This is a genomic window from Pseudomonas sp. PKS, assembly GCF_051913525.1.
In the GTDB taxonomy this organism is placed as follows: Bacteria; Pseudomonadota; Gammaproteobacteria; order Pseudomonadales; family Pseudomonadaceae; genus Aquipseudomonas; species Aquipseudomonas guariconensis_D.
On the sequence record NZ_JBEGDO010000010.1, the window covers coordinates 72,754 to 88,612 of the forward strand.

Sequence of the window (15,859 nt, forward strand, 5' to 3'; positions counted from 1 at the left end):
CTAGGCTGTAGCGTGATCCAGCATCAGGCGCTGTCGCACCACATCCACCAAGCGGTCAGGCTGGAACTTGGAAAGGAAGTTGTCACAACCAACTTTCTTCACCATTGATTCGTTGAAACTGCCCGACAGCGAGGTATGCAGTACCACGTGAAGCCCACGCAGGCGCGCGTCGCTGCGGATCTCGGTGGTCAGGCGGTAACCGTCCATTTCAGGCATTTCAGCGTCGGTGAACACCATCAGCAGTTTCTCGCAGACATCTTCTCCGGCATCCGCCCAGCCTTTGAGCATGCGCAAAGCCTTCAGGCCATCGCTTGCCACGTGCAGCTTCATGCCTAGCTGAGACAGAGTCTCACGCAGTTGCACCAGAGCCACGCTGGAATCATCCACCAACAACACTTCGCGCCCGCGGGCACGCGCCAGGACTGGGTCATCGAGTTTGTCCCGCGAGACGCGCGTGTTGTAGGGCACGATCTCGGCCAGGACCTTTTCCACATCGATCACCTCCACCAACTGCTCATCGACCTTGGTGATCGCCGTCAGGTAGTGCTGGCGACCGGCGCTGGACGGAGGCGGCATGATGGCTTCCCAGTTCATGTTGACGATGCGATCGACTCCGCCAACCAGGAAGGCCTGCACCGAGCGGTTGTATTCGGTGACGATGATGGTGCTGTCCGGGCCGGGTTGCAGGGGCCGCATGCCAATCGCCTGGGAGAGGTCGATCACCGGCAGTGTCTGGCCACGCAGATTGACCACACCACACACAAAGGCGTGGCGCTGCGGCATCAAGGTCAGCTTCGGCAGTTGCAGCACTTCCTGAACCTTGAACACGTTGATGGCGAACAACTGGCGCCCCGCCAGTCGGAACATCAGGATTTCCAGGCGGTTCTCGCCTACCAATTGTGTGCGTTGATCGACCGTATCGAGAATACCAGCCATTGGAAAACCCCCAGGCTTGAGTCAGGAATGTGAATTCATCTGTCCTGTATCGGCGCAACCGCCCGCAGCTTGACCCCTCAGGGAAATTCTATTGCCGACATTTGATATCACTTTAACATCATGCTTTACTGCTTGCGCGGACATATCCCCAACCGACAAGCTATTTATCTGACACCCATCAGGGAATCCCCTAGTAGCAATCGGGTGCGACCTGATGTTCCCCGTATCCAATAGCCATTAATGTGACGCCATTCTCAATGCATGAATGGAGTCAGGCTTTGCTAGCGACGGTCTCGGTGTTGCCAAGCGCAGATCCTCCTGCCCTGTGCGCAGGCGTTTCATGATGGACAGTGCACCACTGAACAACGGCGCCCTGCAGGATTTCCTGCTGGATGCACAGGTATGGCTGACCAAAACCCAGGAATGCCTTCAGCACCTGGAACTGATCGATAACGATCCCGATGCATGCCAATGCTTGAACGAGACGCTCGACACCCTCGCCCGTCGCGCTGACGCGCTTGGGCTGCTTGAAGTCGCCCACTACACCGCCGCGCTCCAGCAACTGCTCGCCCCCATCTGCCAGCAGCAACGTCTGGGCGAGCAGGCGTTGGGCGCACTGCATGCCTGCATGAATCTACTGGCTTGGCAGCTGGAGCTGGTCGATGCGACGACAGGCCGCTTGAGCCTGGATACCACCGAGCAGTCCCTGTTGCTCGAAGAACTGGCGAACGCCCTGGGGCAACCTCGCCCTGAACTGTGCGACCCCTGCCAGTCGCGCGGCGACCTGTGCGCCCATCCTCAACTGTCCCACACCCCTCTTGCCTCATCCGTCGTGGTGCCCGGTCACCGGCACTGAGCGTTTGCGACGAACAAACAACTAAAAGTAAAAAGCGCAAAGTTTTCCTTAGTTCAGAAAACGCTCTAGCAGGCATGAGTGTATTAGTTGTGCTTGAAGAAAAACCATTTCGATGAATAATGGCATTTTGATATCCGTCGAGTTGGGCTATGCCACTCTATGGCCCCGAAAAACCTGAGGTTTCAAGCAACCGGCCACCGCGACCAAATCAACTTGAAGTGGTACCATGCACGCAGTTGAATGCACGCGTCGCAGGTATTGTTCAATTGAGTGAACCGTCGTCGGTCATTGCTTGAAAGCAGGACGCCAAAGCCTCTGATCAGTCCCATGCAAGGCCTCCAACAGCAACAATTCAGTGGCTTTTCTATCTATGCTTCCACGCTTGAAACTCCCTCAGCATTGCCGCTCCCGCGCCACCTTGCTGCGCTGGGCGACCGCGTTGCTGTGCGTGGGATCACTGCTCGCCAACCTGACATTTGCCGTGCGCGCCCTCCCCTTGCCCGCCAGCCTGCTGCTGGTGCAATCGATTGCCTTGATCGGGATCCTCTGGCACTGGCGCCAGTGGGCCAGATCGATCAGCCTGCGCCCAGCGGAACTGGCCGACCGCATGCTCAAGGTCCAGGAGAGCGAACGCCAGCGCCTGAGCCGCGAACTGCATGACGATATAGGCCAATCGCTCACGGCAGCAAAGCTTCAGCTCGACTGGCTACAGCGGCGCATTCCAGCAGAGCTTCAAGAACACTGCGAGACCCTGCGCAAGACGCTCGAAAGCACACTGAGCAATGTCAGGGATGTCTCGGCGATTCTCAACCCGCGCCAACTGGCCAGCCTGGGACTCGAGGCGAGCTTGCGGGCCCATCTGGTGCGCACCCTGGAGAGCAGCGATATTCACTGGAGCCTGGAGTGCCATCAGCGCCTCGGCGGGATCGGTGAAGCGGTTTCCATGGCCGCATTCCGGATCACCCAGGAAGCAGTGACCAACATGCTGCGTCACGCCCGAGCGCGCAATCTCACGATCAGCCTGCGCCGCACGCCTGCGGGCCTGAGCCTGTCGATCCAGGATGACGGCCAGGGCTTCGAGCCCGTCGCCAATCCGGCCGAAGCTGGGCAACGAGGCATGGCTGGAATGCTGGAACGCGCGGCTGCCCTGCAAGGCACCCTGACCATCTCCAGCCAACCGGGTCAAGGCACCCGGATCGACGCGCTGTTCCCATGGCCACCGCGCACCGAAGAGCGCGCCAGGACTCCCGCCTCCCATGACCTGTAGATTGCTGCTGGTGGACGACCACTCGCTGATCCGCGCCGGCGTCCGCGCGCTGGTGACCGATATCCCCGGCTATTCGGTAGTAGGCGAAGCCGATGATGGCAGCCAGTTGCTGGAGATGGTCCAGCGCGTGATACCGGACATTGTCCTGCTGGATATATCCATGCGCTCGACCAACGGCCTGGACGCCCTCAGCCAACTGCGCGCAAACGGTTTCGTGTGCAAGGTGCTGATCCTATCCATGCACACCGATCCGGATCTGATCATGCGCGCCTTGGAAAGCGGCGCCCATGGCTACCTGCTCAAGGACACAACGGCCAACGAACTGGAACAGGCCCTGACCGCCCTGCGCAACGGCGAGCGCTACCTGAGCCCGGCGATTGCCCATACCGTCATCAACCAAGCCTTGTTGCACGCACAGGACGGTAAGCAAAGGACCGGCGACCGCCACAACCTGACCGCTCGCCAACTGGAAATCCTGCGCCTGATCGTGCGTGGCAAGTCGACCCGGGAAATTGCCAACGGCCTGGGCCTGTCGATCAAGACAGTGGAGACCCACCGCTCGCAGATCATGAAACGCTTGCAGATCTATGACGTGGCCGGCCTGGTGCTGTTCGCCGTGCGCGAGAAGATCATCAGCCTGGACGACTGAGCAAGGGCGAGTCTGCCGGCAAATGCAGGCGCAACGCGGCCGGACACGCCTCGAAGCGCAGACTGTCGGCCTGCAACGGCTCGCCATCGAGGTTGATGTCCACCCCCTGCGAGCTCTTGATCTCGACCCAAGGCAGGCGAGCCCTCACGAACAACCCCTCCCCGGCAAGCAGATCGCGCAAGGCACCGATCATTTCCTGGGGGGCAGGCAAGATGCCGATATCCAGCAAGCCATCGTCCACCCACGCATCGGGGCACAGCACATGCCCACCGCCCGCCTGGCGACCATTGCCGATCCCCAGCGCCAGCAGCTCGCCCTGCCAATGAAAATCCGGCCCATGAAGCGCCACCGATGCCGTCTGCAGCTCGCTGAAACGAGACAGGCCGGTAAACAGGTAGGCCGCGGCGCCCAGTACTTTCTTCAAATCCTCGGATGTATTGGCCGTGACCTGGCTGCCGAACCCACCGGTGGCCATGTTGAGAAACATCTGATCTCCCACCTTGCCCAGATCCACCGGCCGCGCTGGCTGCTCAAGCAGGTCCAAGGCTGCCGCAGGTTCCAGTGGTATCCCCGCGGCCTTGGCGAAGTCATTGGCCGTGCCCAACGGCAGCAGTGCGAGACTGGCATCCGGACAAGTCTGCGCCATGGCCTCGGCCACGTCCCTCAGGGTGCCGTCTCCACCGCCTGCCACGAGTTGCCGGAAACCTGCGCCCAATGCTTCAGTGACCAACCGCTGGGCGTCCCCGGCCTCCCAGGTCAGACGCACGTCCAGTGCCCAACCGCGCTCGCGCAGGCCGCCCACGGCACTGCGCACCTCCTCGTTCATGGCTTGCTTGCCATGCAGGATCAACATTGCCTTGCGTTCGCGCATCACGCCTCTCCTTGAAACCTGCGGTTTTCAATGTCGACCATCGGCAAAGCCTCATTGCTGCATACAGCATTCGCCAGATACTTGGCTATCGGACCACCTGCACGGCCACCAAGCCATTTTATTGACTAAGCTACTGCCATACACCCAACCGACCACACCAGCCGACGATGAGGTAGCGGGGCCATGCGTATACTCTGGACACTGCCCTACCTGCCCTGGCCCACCACCAGCGGCAGCAAGACCCGGCAATACCACCTTATGCGCGAACTGACGCGCCAGGGCCACCGGATCACCTTGCTGGTGCAGTCCAAAGTCCCGCTTGGCGACGCCGCCCGGCAAGCACTGGAGGCGGTGGTCGAACGTCTGATCGTCCTGCCCAGGCGCCCGCTGCACAGTCCGCTCAACCTGCTGGCCTCCCCCATCATCGATTACCCGATGCGTGCCATCATCAACGGTTTAGCGCCTTGTCTACGCCATCGCTTCGAGCAATTGCTGGACGAGCCTTGGGACATCATCCAGATCGAACATAGCTACAGCTTCCAGCCCTTCGAAAAGGCCCTGCAGGCCCGCCGCCTCCCCTTTGTGCTCAGTGAGCATAATCTGGAGTCAGTGATGGGCGCGGCCTGTCATGACCGGTTGCCACTGTGGCTGCGCCCCCTCAATGCCTTCGACCGCTGGCGCTATCGGCGTTGGGAACAGCGCGTTCTGCGCCAACCCAGCGAGTTGGTCGCCGTCAGCGCCCACGACGCCGAGCTGATCGGCCAGATCAGCGGCCGCCCAGTGAACGTGGTGGTCAATGGCGTGGATTGTGACTACTACCAGGACGTGCACCCTGCCTACCACAGCCAGCGCCTGCTGTTCGTTGGCAATTTCGAATACGGGGCCAACCTCGAGGCCATCGAATGGGCACTCGAAGAAATCCTGCCTCAGGTCTGGATGAGCAACCCGGCCGTGCGCCTGGCCATCGCCGGGCATGCCCTGCCAGCGAGCTGGAAACTGCACTGGAACGATCCGCGCATCGAATGGATCGGCTATCGTCCGGACCTGCGCGAACTGCAGCGGCGCTCGGCGCTGTTCTTCGCACCGCTGCGCTACGCGGGCGGCTCCAAGGTGAAGATTCTCGAAGCCATGGCCGCCGGCCTGCCGGTCATTACCACCAGCAAGGGCGTGTCAGGCCTGGCAGCCAACAATGGCGAGCACTACTTGGGCAGCGATGACAGCGGCCAACTGGCGCTGCTGATCACTCAACTGCTCAACCAGCCCTGGCGCATGTGCCAGTTGAGCGAGGCAGGCCGCCAGTTCGCACGCCAGCGCCACGACTGGAGCGTCGCGGCGCAGCAATTGATGAACGTGCATATGCGCTTGAGCCAGTTGGGGCCGGCAGATGCTCCTCCCCTGGGCAACGTGTGGCTCGGTCGGTCAGCCAAGTAGCTCGCTGAAGGGGATGAATGCCACGCTGTCGCCCTCGCGCACCGTGGTGCCTTCGCGCACTTCCACCAGCCCCTCGGCCCAGGCCGCACTGCGCAGCACACCGGAGCTCTGGTTCTTGTAGATCCGCACCGTGCCCTCTTCGATTCGCGCGCGCAGGTATTCACGGCGGCTGCCGGGCTTGGTCCACTCGAACCCCGCAGGGACGGTGAAGCGCAGTGGCGTGACCTTCTCGACGCCCTGGCGGCGCAACAGGTACGGGCGGGTCAGCAAGGCGAAGGTCACCAGGGTCGAAGCCGGATTACCCGGCAGGCCGATTACCGGCACACCGCGGAAGTGCCCGAACGTCAGGGGCTTGCCCGGTTTGATCGCCAGCTTCCACAACGCCAGCTCGCCGGCCTCGCGCAGGGCCATGCCAAGGTAGTCCGCCTCGCCCACCGAGACACCACCGGTGGACAGAATCAGGTCGACATCGCCCAGTCCGGCCAGGCAGTCACGGGTACCCTGCAGGTCATCGGCGAGAATCCCCACGTCCAGCACTTCGCACCCCAAGCGCTGCAGCCAGCTGACCAGCAGGCGCCGGTTGCTGTTATAGATCTGCCCCGGCCCCAGCGGCAGGCCCGGCTCCACCAGCTCGTCGCCGGTGGACAGCACGGCCACACGAACCTTGCGCACCACCTCAAGCCGAGCATGGCCCAGGGTGGCCGCCAGGCCCAACGCAATCGGCCCCAGACGCGTGCCGGCGGCGATCACCTGTTCGCCGATACGGGTCTCCTGCCCTTGCGGGCGCACGTTCTGGCCGACCTTGAGCGGTTCGAGCAAGCGCACCCGCCCGTCTTCCTGGACCTCGGCGTTTTCCTGCATCTCCACACAATCGGCGCCCTCAGGCAGTGGCGCCCCGGTAAAGATCCGCGCACAAGTGCCCGGCTGCAACGGCGCCGGGGCATGGCCGGCAAAGATGCGCTGGCTCACCGGCAAGGGTTCGCCATGCCAGTCGGCCAGGCGCAATGCATAGCCGTCCATGGCACTGTTCGGCCAAGGCGGCAGGTCCAGGCCGGCCACCAGGTCGCGGGCCAACACTCGGCCTTCGGCCTGCGCCAGGGTCACTTCTTCGCTGTCCTTGATCGGCGCGCCCTCGGCCAGCACCAGTAAGCGCTCCAGGGCTTCTTCAACCGGCATCAGGGGCCGGGACTGCTTGACCTCAATCACGGCTGTCACAGGCCGCTGCCTGCTTCAGGTGAGGCACGAAGTTGCAGGGCCTGTGACGCGCATCGAGCTGCTCGGCAAGAATGCCGTCCCATCCGGTGCGTACCGCGTTGGTCGAGCCCGGCAAGCAGCACACCAGGGTGCCATTGGCCAAGCCAGCCAAAGCGCGGGACTGGACGGTAGAGGTGCCGATATCCGCCACGGATATCTGCCGGAACAGCTCACCGAAGCCTTCGACCTGCTTATCCAGCAAGCACGCCACTGCCTCCGGCGTGCTGTCCCGGCCGGTAAAACCGGTACCGCCGGTGATCAGCACCACCTGCACCTGATCATCGGCGATCCAGGTAGCGACTTGGGCGCGAATCTTGTAGAGATCGTCCTTGAGCAGCACACGCTCTGCCAGTCGATGCCCGGCCGCGCTCAGGCGGTCGACGAACAGCTGGCCGGACGTGTCGGTCTCGAAGGTACGGGTATCGCTGACGGTGAGCACCGCGATGTTCAGCGCAACGAAGGGAATGTCTGCCTTGGCTTTCATGAGAGTGCGTCGCAGGAGAAAAAGATGGCGGTTGTTATATCACAGCCCGACACGCCGCGACGCCGCCGTTGTTCTCCGTCAATGCCGGCGCAATGCCGCTATGCTGCACTGAGAAGGAACTTGCATGGACACCGAGCGTCCTACAACTTATCAAGCACGATCGTACTGGAGAAAAGCAATGATTCAACGGACCCTTCCCGCCTTCCTGCTCGCCCTCGGCCTGGGTGCCCTGGCCGGCTGCGCATCGCCGACCGTCATCACGCTGAACGACGGCCGCGAGATCCAGGCAGTGGATACCCCCTCCTATGATGAGGACTCCGGTTTCTACGAATTCGAACAGCTCGATGGCAAGCGCACACGCATCAACAAAGACCAGATCCGCACGGTCAAAGAGCTGTGATCTGACAGGCCCTTTTTGCAAAACCTCCTTTTCGCAACAAGGGCTTGCGTTGAAAAATACGATGCAGTAGGATTTTGTTCATCGGAGTGTAGCGCAGCCAGGTAGCGCGTCTCGTTCGGGACGAGAAGGCCGCAGGTTCGAATCCTGTCTCTCCGACCAAATCCTAATTTTCAAAAAGCCCGCCTTGTGCGGGCTTTTTGTTGTGCCCAGAAAACTTAACGGTCGGATACCCCGCTCTCACAGGCTGACACTGCACTCCAGTACAGCGCTGCATTCGTGGGAGCGAGGCTGCCAGAGAAAAGGGTGGCCCGCCACGACAGAAAAACGCCCCGCAGGGCGTTTTTCAATCCATCGTTACTGCGCCTCGACCACCGCTTGCTCGGGCTGCACCGGAACGTACAGCAGTTGCAGGCGCGAGCTGGTCCATTCGCGCGTCTTATTGGTCAGCTCCAGGTTGTTATTCAGCTTCTGGCCGTAGGTCGGCACGATCTGCTGAAGCTTGTCCTGCCACTGCGGGCTCTTGATGCGATCCTTGAAGGTTTTCTCCAGTACGGTCAGCATGATTGGCGCGGCAGTGGAGGCACCTGGCGAGGCACCCAGCAGCGCTGCGATGGTGCCATCCTGGGAGGCAACCACTTCAGTGCCGAACTGCAGGATGCCACCATGCTCGGGATCCTTCTTGATCACCTGCACGCGCTGGCCTGCCTGGAGCAACTTCCAGTCTTCGTTCTTGGCGTTGGGGAAGTATTCGCGCAGGGCGTTCATGCGGTCATCGAAGCTGAGCATCAACTGCCCCATCAGATAGGTGCTCAGGTCGATGTTGTCGATACCGGCATGCATCATCGGCATGATGTTGTGGCTGGTCAGCGACGCGAACATGTCCAGCAGAGAGCCGTTCTTCAGGTACTTGGTGGAGAAGGTCGCGAACGGGCCGAACAGCAGCACTTCCTTGCCATCGATCACCCGAGTATCCAGGTGCGGCACCGACATGGGCGGAGCGCCGACCGAAGCCTTGCCATACAGCTTGGCCTTGTGACGAGCAACGATGTCCGGATTGTCGGTCATCAGGAACTGTCCACCTACCGGGAAGCCTGCATAGCCTTCGGCCTCGGGAATGCCGGACTTCTGCAGCAGTTTCAGCGCGCCGCCACCGGCACCGATGAACACGAATTTGGCATTGACGCGGGTTTGCTTGCCGCCATCGGCCAAGTCTGCCACCACCACATTCCAAGTACCGTCATCGTTGCGCACGATGTCACGCACTTCGTGGCGCAGGTGCAGTTGCACGTTCGGGTTGCGGGTCATGGATGCGAACAGCTGGCGGGTGATCTCGCCAAAGTTCACGTCAGTGCCAATGGCCATGCGGGTCGCCGCGACCCGCTGCTCTGGCGAGCGGCCTTCCATCACGATCGGCACCCACTTGCGAATCTGCTCGTGGTCTTCGGAAATCTCCATACCGCGGAACAGCGAGCTGTGCTGCAGTGCTTCGACGCGCTTGTGCAGGAAGGCGATGTTCTCATCACCCCAGACGAAGCTCATGTGCGGCACGTTGTTGATGAACGATTTCGGGTTGCTCAGCACGCCCTGCTCGACCTGGTAGGCCCAGAACTGCTTGGACACCTCGAACTGCTCGTTGACGTTGACCGCCTTGCTGATGTCGATCTTGCCGTCCTTGCCTTCGCTGGTGTAGTTCAGCTCGCAAAAGGCGGAATGGCCGGTGCCGGCGTTGTTCCAGGCGTTGGAGCTTTCTTCGGCGACCTGGTCCATGCGCTCGTACACATCGACCTTCCAGTTTGGCTCGAGCTCGGTGAGGTAGGTCCCCAGGCTCGCGCTCATGATGCCGCCGCCAATCAGCAGGACGTCGACGGTTTTTTCCGGTTCACCGGGCTTGGAGCAACCGATGACGCTCAGGCACAGGAGCGTCAGCAGGATTTTTTTCATGATTCAATCCAATTGAAGTGAAGTGACTGGCCTTTCGCTGCCCTTGCTGTGCACGCCCGGTTGTTGTTCTGGCTCACGCGACCTTCGCGTCGGCGACGCTGCATCCTGCGGCAACTGGCCGGCAGGACCGCTGAAGGTCAACGCCTGGGGTTTCGAGGGATCGGGACAGGATGGCCGTGGGCCTGGGCCCGACTCGCCCTTAAGCAGAAGTTGTGCCAGTTACGCCAAGACCAACGACTAATAGCCAGGACGTTTGGTCGCAGCCCATATTTGTCGGTTTGACTGGCGACAATCCGCCATATGGAGTACGTCGCCAGAAGAGAAATGGCGGGTTTCCCCCTCACGATTCCGGGAGCAGTTCAAAACCGGAGGGAGCGGTGTTGTGTCGCGATTGGGCCGCAAAGCGGCCCAGAGTCCGGTCAGGCATTGAGCCGGGAGGTGACTTCAGCCAGCTGCCCGGATAACCCATGCAGGCGTTGACCTGCCTGCTCGGTATGCTGCACGGCCTGCTGGTTGGCCGTGGCGATGCGAGTGATCTCCACCAAGTTGCGGGAAATGTCCTCGGCAACGCTGGTCTGCTCTTCGGCTGCCGTTGCGATCTGCCGGTTCATGTCGCGGATCGCCTCCACCGCCGTGGTGATGCGCTGCAGCATCTGCCCGGCCTGCTCGACCTGCTCGGCGCCCTCCTCGCTGCGTCGCTGGCCACTTTCGATAGCCTTGACCGCGTGTACCGCGCCCGACTGCACGGCCTCGATGATCTGGTTGATCTCAGCGATCGACGACGCCGTGCGCTGGGCCAGGCTGCGGACCTCGTCGGCCACCACCGCGAAGCCACGTCCGGCTTCACCGGCGCGGGCTGCCTCGATGGCGGCGTTTAGCGCCAGCAAGTTGGTCTGCTCGGCGATGCCACGAATCACTTCCAGGACCTTGCCGATACGTGTGCTGTCGCTTTCCAGCTCGCGAATCACCTGGGCGGTGCCGGCAATTTCGCGGTTGACCACACCAATGATGTCGATGGTTGCCTGCATCACCTGCTCCCCGGCCTGGGCGCTGTGGTCGGCATCGTCTGCCGCCCGCGCAGCCTCGGCTGCGTGGCGCGCCACCTCCTGGGCGGTGGCGGACATCTCGTGCATCGCCGTGGCCACCTGGTCGGTGCGCTGGAATTGATCATCCGTGCCCCGGGCCATTCCCCCGGCAAGGGTTCGCAACTGGCCGCTGGCGGTTTCCAGCTCATCGGCGTTGTCCTTGAGCCGGCCAACGGTCTCGGCCAGGAAGTCCCGCAAGGTGTTGGCGGCACGGGCCAGACGCCCCAGTTCGTCCTGTCGGCGACTGTCGACTCGGGCGCCGAAGCGGCCTTGGCTCAACTGCGCCACATACTCGATCAAACCACGGATCGGCTCGACCAGGCTGCGGTTGACCAGCCACAGGCTGAACAGGCCCACCAGCACCGCCGATGCGAGCATCACCAACATGCCCAGCCAAACCGTACGCTGGGCAGCGGCGCTGAGTTCGGCCGAACGTTCGTGGGCATCGGCTCGCAAATGCTCGACCAACTCGCTCATTTGCTCGCTGGCGGCACGGTCCACACCCTTCACCGCTTGGTCACCGACAACCGGATCACCACCTGCGGCCAGAAACGCCTCACGCCCTTGGGCATAGGCCTGGCCCAGTTGCCGATGGCTGTCGCGCAAGTGCTGCAATCGGGCCTTGAGCTCACCGTCGCTGGCGCCGATCAACTGCCCAAGCAACTGCTGCACCTGCTGCTCGCGGGCCTGGAACTGCTGCCAGTACTTGTCCAGCTCGGCGCTCTGACGACCACGCAGCAACACGTTCTTCCACTCCTGCACCTGGATCTTGAACTGCAGGTTGGCCTCGTCGATCACCTGCGAGTCACGCAGCGGGCCATCGACCAGCGCGGCATAGCCGCGCACATTGGCGGAGAGGAACTGGAAGCACACCAAGGCGATCAGCAGCATCGCCGCCAGGCTACCGCCAAGCAGGGTGAGAATTTGCACTCTGAGGGATTTATGCAACATCGGGAGAATCTCGGGAGCAAGGCTTGGGGAAACGACAGGCCGAAGGCTGCCGCACAAGACGTCCTTGTCTTCGTTCGCCGGCCAAAAAAAAGCTGCCATCAATCGATAGCAGCCAGGTCGAGCACTTACGCAACAGTTGAGCTAGATAGTCTCAGGCAATTACTACAGAAATGTTACAAGCGTACTGCGCGCTATACCGATGCGAACTGAAGCGCAGCCAGGCGCGCATAAAGTGGGCTGTGCTCGATGAGCTGACGATGGCTGCCAACCGCCACCAAGCGCCCTCTGTCGATCACCGCGATCCGATCAGCATGCTGCACGGTGGCCAGGCGATGGGCGATGACCAACGTGGTGCGCCCGGCCATGAGCTGCGGCAAGGCCTGCTGGACCAGGTACTCGCTCTGGGCATCCAAGGCGCTGGTGGCTTCATCGAGCAGCAGGATCGGCGCATCCACCAGCAAGGCCCGGGCGATCGCCAGGCGCTGGCGCTGGCCACCGGACAAGCCGATCCCTGCCTCTCCCAGGGGTGTCTGGTAGCCTTGGGGCAGTTGCTCGATGAACTCATGGGCATAGGCACTGCGCGCCGCTGCCTCGACTTCGGCCAGGCTGGCCTGGGGCCGCCCATAGCGGATGTTGGCCTCCACCGTGCCGCGAAACAACGCCGGGGTCTGCGCCACCAGGGCGAACTGGCGGCGCAAGCAGGTGGGGTCCAGTGCCGTGATCGCCTGCCCATCGAGCAGGATTTGCCCTTGTTGGGGTTCGTAGAAACGTAGCAGCAAGTCGAACAGGGTCGACTTGCCGGCACCGGACGGTCCGACCAGAGCCACGGTCTGCCCCGGCTCGATGACCAGGCTTAGGCCGTCGATGGCCGCCACGCCCGGGCGTGATGGGTAGGCAAAGTGCAACTCACGCAACTCGATGTGCCCGCTCGCCCGTCCGGCCACCCGTTCACTGGGCTGGACAGGCGCCAGGATCGCACTGCGTGCTGCCAGCAGCTCGGCAATACGCTCAGCCGCACCCGCCGCGCGCTGCAGCTCGCCGATGACTTCGCTGAGGGTACCGAAGGCGCTGCCAACGATCAGGCTGTAGAACACAAACGCGGCCAGCTCGCCACCGGAAATGCGTCCTGCGATCACGTCCATGCCGCCGACCCAGAGCATCACCCCCACCGCGCCCAGCACCAACACGATCACCAAAGTGATCAACCAGGCACGCTGGGCGATACGCCGCCGGGCCACGGCAAAGGCCGCCTCCACGGTCTCGGCGAAGCGTTCGCGATCGACCGGCTGGTGGTTATAGGCCTGTACGGTCTTGATCTGGCCCAGGGTCTCGGCGACATAGCTGCCGACATCCGCCACCCGATCCTGGCTCTGGCGTGACAAGCTGCGTACCCGTCGGCCAAACAGCAGGATCGGCGCCAGCACCAACGGCAGGGCCAGCACCACGATACTGGTGAGCTTGGGGTTGGTGACAAACAGCAGTACCACTCCGCCAACGACCATCAAGGCGTTACGCAGGAACATCGACAAGGACGAGCCGATGACCGATTGCAGCAAGGTGGTGTCTGCCGTCAGCCGCGACTGGATCTCCGAGCTGCGATTGTCCTCGAAGAACCCCGGATGCAGGCCGAGCAGGTGATCGAACACCGCCCTGCGGATATCCGCCACGCAGCGCTCGCCGATCCAGGAAACCAGGTAGAAGCGACTGAAAGTGCCTACTGCCAGGGCCAGCACCAATACGAGGAACAGGCCGATGGTCTGGTTGAGCTGATGCGGTGAACCGGTCATGAAGCCTTGGTCCACCAACAGGCGAATGCCCTGCCCCATCGACAAGGTGATGGCGGCCGTCACGACCAACGCCAGCAACGCCAGCACGCCTTGCTTGCGGTAAGGACGGATGAACTGCCAGGCCAGTCGCAGAGCCCGACGTTGACGCATGGAAACCGGTTCAGGCATGAAAGGAGCCATCCACTGCGAAGAGCCTGCAGCCTACCACTCATCGGACAATGCGGAACTGTACAGCGTCTGCAGCCATCGTTAACAAGCCAGACGCCGTGCAACGGAGCATAGATCAGTCCCTATGCACTTTCGTTCTAAAACGAAGCTGGAGCTTTCATGATCTTTCTGGTGGACTACCCCTGCTGCGACGCAAAGGATATGTCACAAGGCGGTCACGGCAACGGTTTATCCTGAGCTTGAACCTGATGAGGAGACAGGAAATGAGCCTGCAACATGGCAGTGAAACACCCAAGGCCCCCAACCCACCACAACCTCAGGTCTGTGGTTCGATCATCGATGCCCAAGGGCGGGAAATCCCGATCACCGAGCAGATGATCCAGAAGGCCTGCAAGGACCTGGAGCAAAGCCGGGTCGAACGCGTGAAAAAGGCCTGAGCCAAGCATTCCTTACAACCCGGCGCATGCGCCGGGTTTTTATTTGCACACCCGCCAGTGTCTGTTGTGGCCTGTTCGCGCAAAGCCCCCTCCTACAGGAGAAGCCCCCTACGGGAGCGGGCTCACCCGCGAATGGAGCACCGCAATTTCAACCCTGCCGAATCAGACCAGCACGCCACCCAGCGCACAGACCATCTGCGCCAATTGCGGCGCCTCGCCACGCAGGTGTACCGCCAGCCCTTCGATCTCCCGCCGTTGTGGGTAATGCTTGCGCAACAGGTCGAATGCGGCGCGCTGTTCAGCCGGGTCTTCACTGAGGCTTCGACGAAAATCGGCGTCGTCCCGACGCGGGTCATAGACCGCGCGGCACAGCGTCGCCAATGCCCAGGCCGGGTCACAACTGGCGTCCAGATCGATCTGTGCCAGCGCCGGGGCAGGCAGCAGTTCAGACAATTGCACCTGCTCCGGCGCCCCCCGCCAGCGGCAGAACGCCTGATAGATCTGCGCCGTGCCACGTTGCTTGCCGTCCAGGCTGTAGCCGGCGATGTGCGGCGTGGCCAGGGTGCACAGGTCGGCCAGGTCGAGGCTCACCTGCGGCTCGCCCTCCCACACATCGAGCACCGCGTGCACGTCCTCGCGATCGAGCAGCAGCTCGCGCAGGGCCTGGTTGTCCACCACCGGACCACGGCTGGCGTTGATCAACCAGGCACCAGGGCGCAGACGCGCCAACTGATCAGCGCCCAGCAAGTGCCAGGTCGGGTACTCGCCATCGCGCTGCAGAGGTGTGTGCAGGCTGATGACATCGCAGGTTTCCAGCAGAGTGTCGAGGCTGACGAAGTCCCCGCCCTCGCGCGCCTGGCGAGGTGGGTCGCAGACCAGCACTTTCCAGCCCAGGCCATGCAGCACCCGCACCAGGCGCTCACCGACCTGCCCTGCGCCGACGACACCATAAACCCGCTCGCTCAGCCTGGCACCGTCGAGCTCGGCCAGGGTCAGCAAGCTGCCCAGCACGTAATCCACAACGCCACGTGCGTTGCAGCCTGGTGCACTGCTCCAGTGGATGCCCGCTTGGGCAAAGTAGTCCAGGTCCAGGTGATCGGTGCCGATGGTGCAGGTACCCACGAAACGCACCTGGCTGCCTTCGAGCAGTCGCCGGTCGACCTGGGTCACCGAACGCACCAGCAGTACATCGGCGTCCTTGACGCAGGCGGCGTCGATGCTGCGGCCTGGGTAGCGGCGGATTTCGCCGAACCCGGCAAAGAAGGCATCGAGCAGCGGGATATTCTCGTCGGCAACTATCAGCATGGCGCTCTCCTGTCAGGGGAGCGCAGTGTAGGCCCTA

The 15,859-nt window shown here is 62.3% G+C and carries 14 protein-coding genes, 1 tRNA gene and 1 pseudogene; 7 read left to right on the forward strand and 9 right to left on the reverse strand.

Annotation, left to right across the window (positions count from 1 at the left end; genetic code table 11):
- Positions 1-936 carry a chemotaxis protein gene (locus ABOA88_RS12805; protein WP_196169891.1) on the reverse strand — a complete coding sequence of 312 codons (936 nt, stop codon included), beginning with the start codon at positions 934-936 and terminating at the stop codon, positions 1-3.
- Between the two features lie 343 nt (positions 937-1,279).
- On the opposite strand from ABOA88_RS12805, the gene ABOA88_RS12810 reads away from it, so the two are divergent.
- The 3 genes from ABOA88_RS12810 to ABOA88_RS12820 all read left to right on the forward strand — a co-directional run bounded on the left by ABOA88_RS12810 (position 1,280) and on the right by ABOA88_RS12820 (position 3,708).
- Complete coding sequence (locus ABOA88_RS12810; protein ID WP_367851689.1) at positions 1,280-1,792, forward strand: histidine kinase; 513 nt, start codon at positions 1,280-1,282, stop codon at positions 1,790-1,792.
- 370 nt (positions 1,793-2,162) lie between these two features.
- Positions 2,163-3,059, forward strand: a complete 897-nt coding sequence (locus ABOA88_RS12815; protein WP_196169893.1) for a sensor histidine kinase — start codon at positions 2,163-2,165, stop codon at positions 3,057-3,059.
- Positions 3,049-3,708: a response regulator gene (locus tag ABOA88_RS12820; RefSeq protein WP_367851662.1), complete on the forward strand. Its 660-nt coding sequence runs from the start codon at positions 3,049-3,051 to the stop codon at positions 3,706-3,708. Before ABOA88_RS12815 ends, ABOA88_RS12820 begins: the two co-directional genes overlap by 11 nt.
- On the opposite strand, the gene yegS is transcribed toward ABOA88_RS12820, so the two are convergent.
- Complete coding sequence (gene yegS, locus ABOA88_RS12825; protein WP_196169895.1) at positions 3,692-4,579, reverse strand: lipid kinase YegS; 888 nt, start codon at positions 4,577-4,579, stop codon at positions 3,692-3,694. The two genes, ABOA88_RS12820 and yegS, sit on opposite strands and share 17 nt — an antisense overlap.
- Positions 4,580-4,762: 183 nt before the next feature.
- Here yegS and ABOA88_RS12830 point away from each other — a divergent pair, with 183 nt between their 5' ends.
- Positions 4,763-6,010, forward strand: a complete 1,248-nt coding sequence (locus tag ABOA88_RS12830) for a glycosyltransferase family 4 protein (protein WP_196169896.1) — start codon at positions 4,763-4,765, stop codon at positions 6,008-6,010.
- Here the strand turns inward: ABOA88_RS12830 and ABOA88_RS12835 are convergent.
- On the reverse strand, positions 5,999-7,186 hold the full coding sequence (locus ABOA88_RS12835) for a molybdopterin molybdotransferase MoeA (RefSeq protein ID WP_367851690.1): 1,188 nt from the start codon (positions 7,184-7,186) through the stop codon (positions 5,999-6,001). The genes ABOA88_RS12830 and ABOA88_RS12835 overlap by 12 nt on opposite strands.
- Before the next feature lie 22 nt (positions 7,187-7,208).
- Positions 7,209-7,748 (reverse strand): molybdenum cofactor biosynthesis protein B, encoded by a 540-nt coding sequence (moaB, locus tag ABOA88_RS12840; protein WP_367851663.1) that lies wholly within the window; start codon positions 7,746-7,748, stop codon positions 7,209-7,211.
- A 178-nt stretch (positions 7,749-7,926) separates the two neighbouring features.
- Between moaB and ABOA88_RS12845 the strand changes: the two genes are divergently transcribed.
- Positions 7,927-8,148: a YgdI/YgdR family lipoprotein gene (locus ABOA88_RS12845; protein ID WP_043206706.1), complete on the forward strand. Its 222-nt coding sequence runs from the start codon at positions 7,927-7,929 to the stop codon at positions 8,146-8,148.
- Positions 8,149-8,230: 82 nt separating this feature from the next.
- Positions 8,231-8,307: transfer RNA gene (locus tag ABOA88_RS12850), tRNA-Pro, on the forward strand.
- A 195-nt stretch (positions 8,308-8,502) separates the two neighbouring features.
- Here the strand turns inward: ABOA88_RS12850 and mqo are convergent.
- The 4 genes and pseudogenes from mqo to ABOA88_RS12870 form a co-directional block, all read right to left on the reverse strand.
- Positions 8,503-10,089 carry a malate dehydrogenase (quinone) gene (mqo, locus tag ABOA88_RS12855; RefSeq protein ID WP_367851664.1) on the reverse strand — a complete coding sequence of 529 codons (1,587 nt, stop codon included), beginning with the start codon at positions 10,087-10,089 and terminating at the stop codon, positions 8,503-8,505.
- Between the two features lie 419 nt (positions 10,090-10,508).
- Entirely contained in the window at positions 10,509-11,276 is a 768-nt protein-coding gene (locus tag ABOA88_RS12860; RefSeq protein ID WP_419183387.1) for a methyl-accepting chemotaxis protein, read from the reverse strand.
- Between the two features lie 165 nt (positions 11,277-11,441).
- A pseudogene (locus ABOA88_RS12865) lies at positions 11,442-12,224 on the reverse strand (methyl-accepting chemotaxis protein); the annotation flags it as partial.
- Positions 12,225-12,316: 92 nt separating this feature from the next.
- Positions 12,317-14,080 (reverse strand): ABC transporter transmembrane domain-containing protein, encoded by a 1,764-nt coding sequence (locus ABOA88_RS12870; protein WP_196169900.1) that lies wholly within the window; start codon positions 14,078-14,080, stop codon positions 12,317-12,319.
- A gap of 263 nt (positions 14,081-14,343) precedes the next feature.
- On the opposite strand from ABOA88_RS12870, the gene ABOA88_RS12875 reads away from it, so the two are divergent.
- Positions 14,344-14,517, forward strand: a complete 174-nt coding sequence (locus ABOA88_RS12875; RefSeq protein ID WP_167358070.1) for a PA1571 family protein — start codon at positions 14,344-14,346, stop codon at positions 14,515-14,517.
- Between the two features lie 162 nt (positions 14,518-14,679).
- Here the strand turns inward: ABOA88_RS12875 and pdxB are convergent, their stop codons facing one another.
- Positions 14,680-15,822, reverse strand: coding sequence for a 4-phosphoerythronate dehydrogenase PdxB (gene pdxB / locus ABOA88_RS12880; protein WP_367851666.1), 1,143 nt, complete (start codon positions 15,820-15,822; stop codon positions 14,680-14,682).
- Positions 15,823-15,859 lie beyond the last annotated feature (37 nt).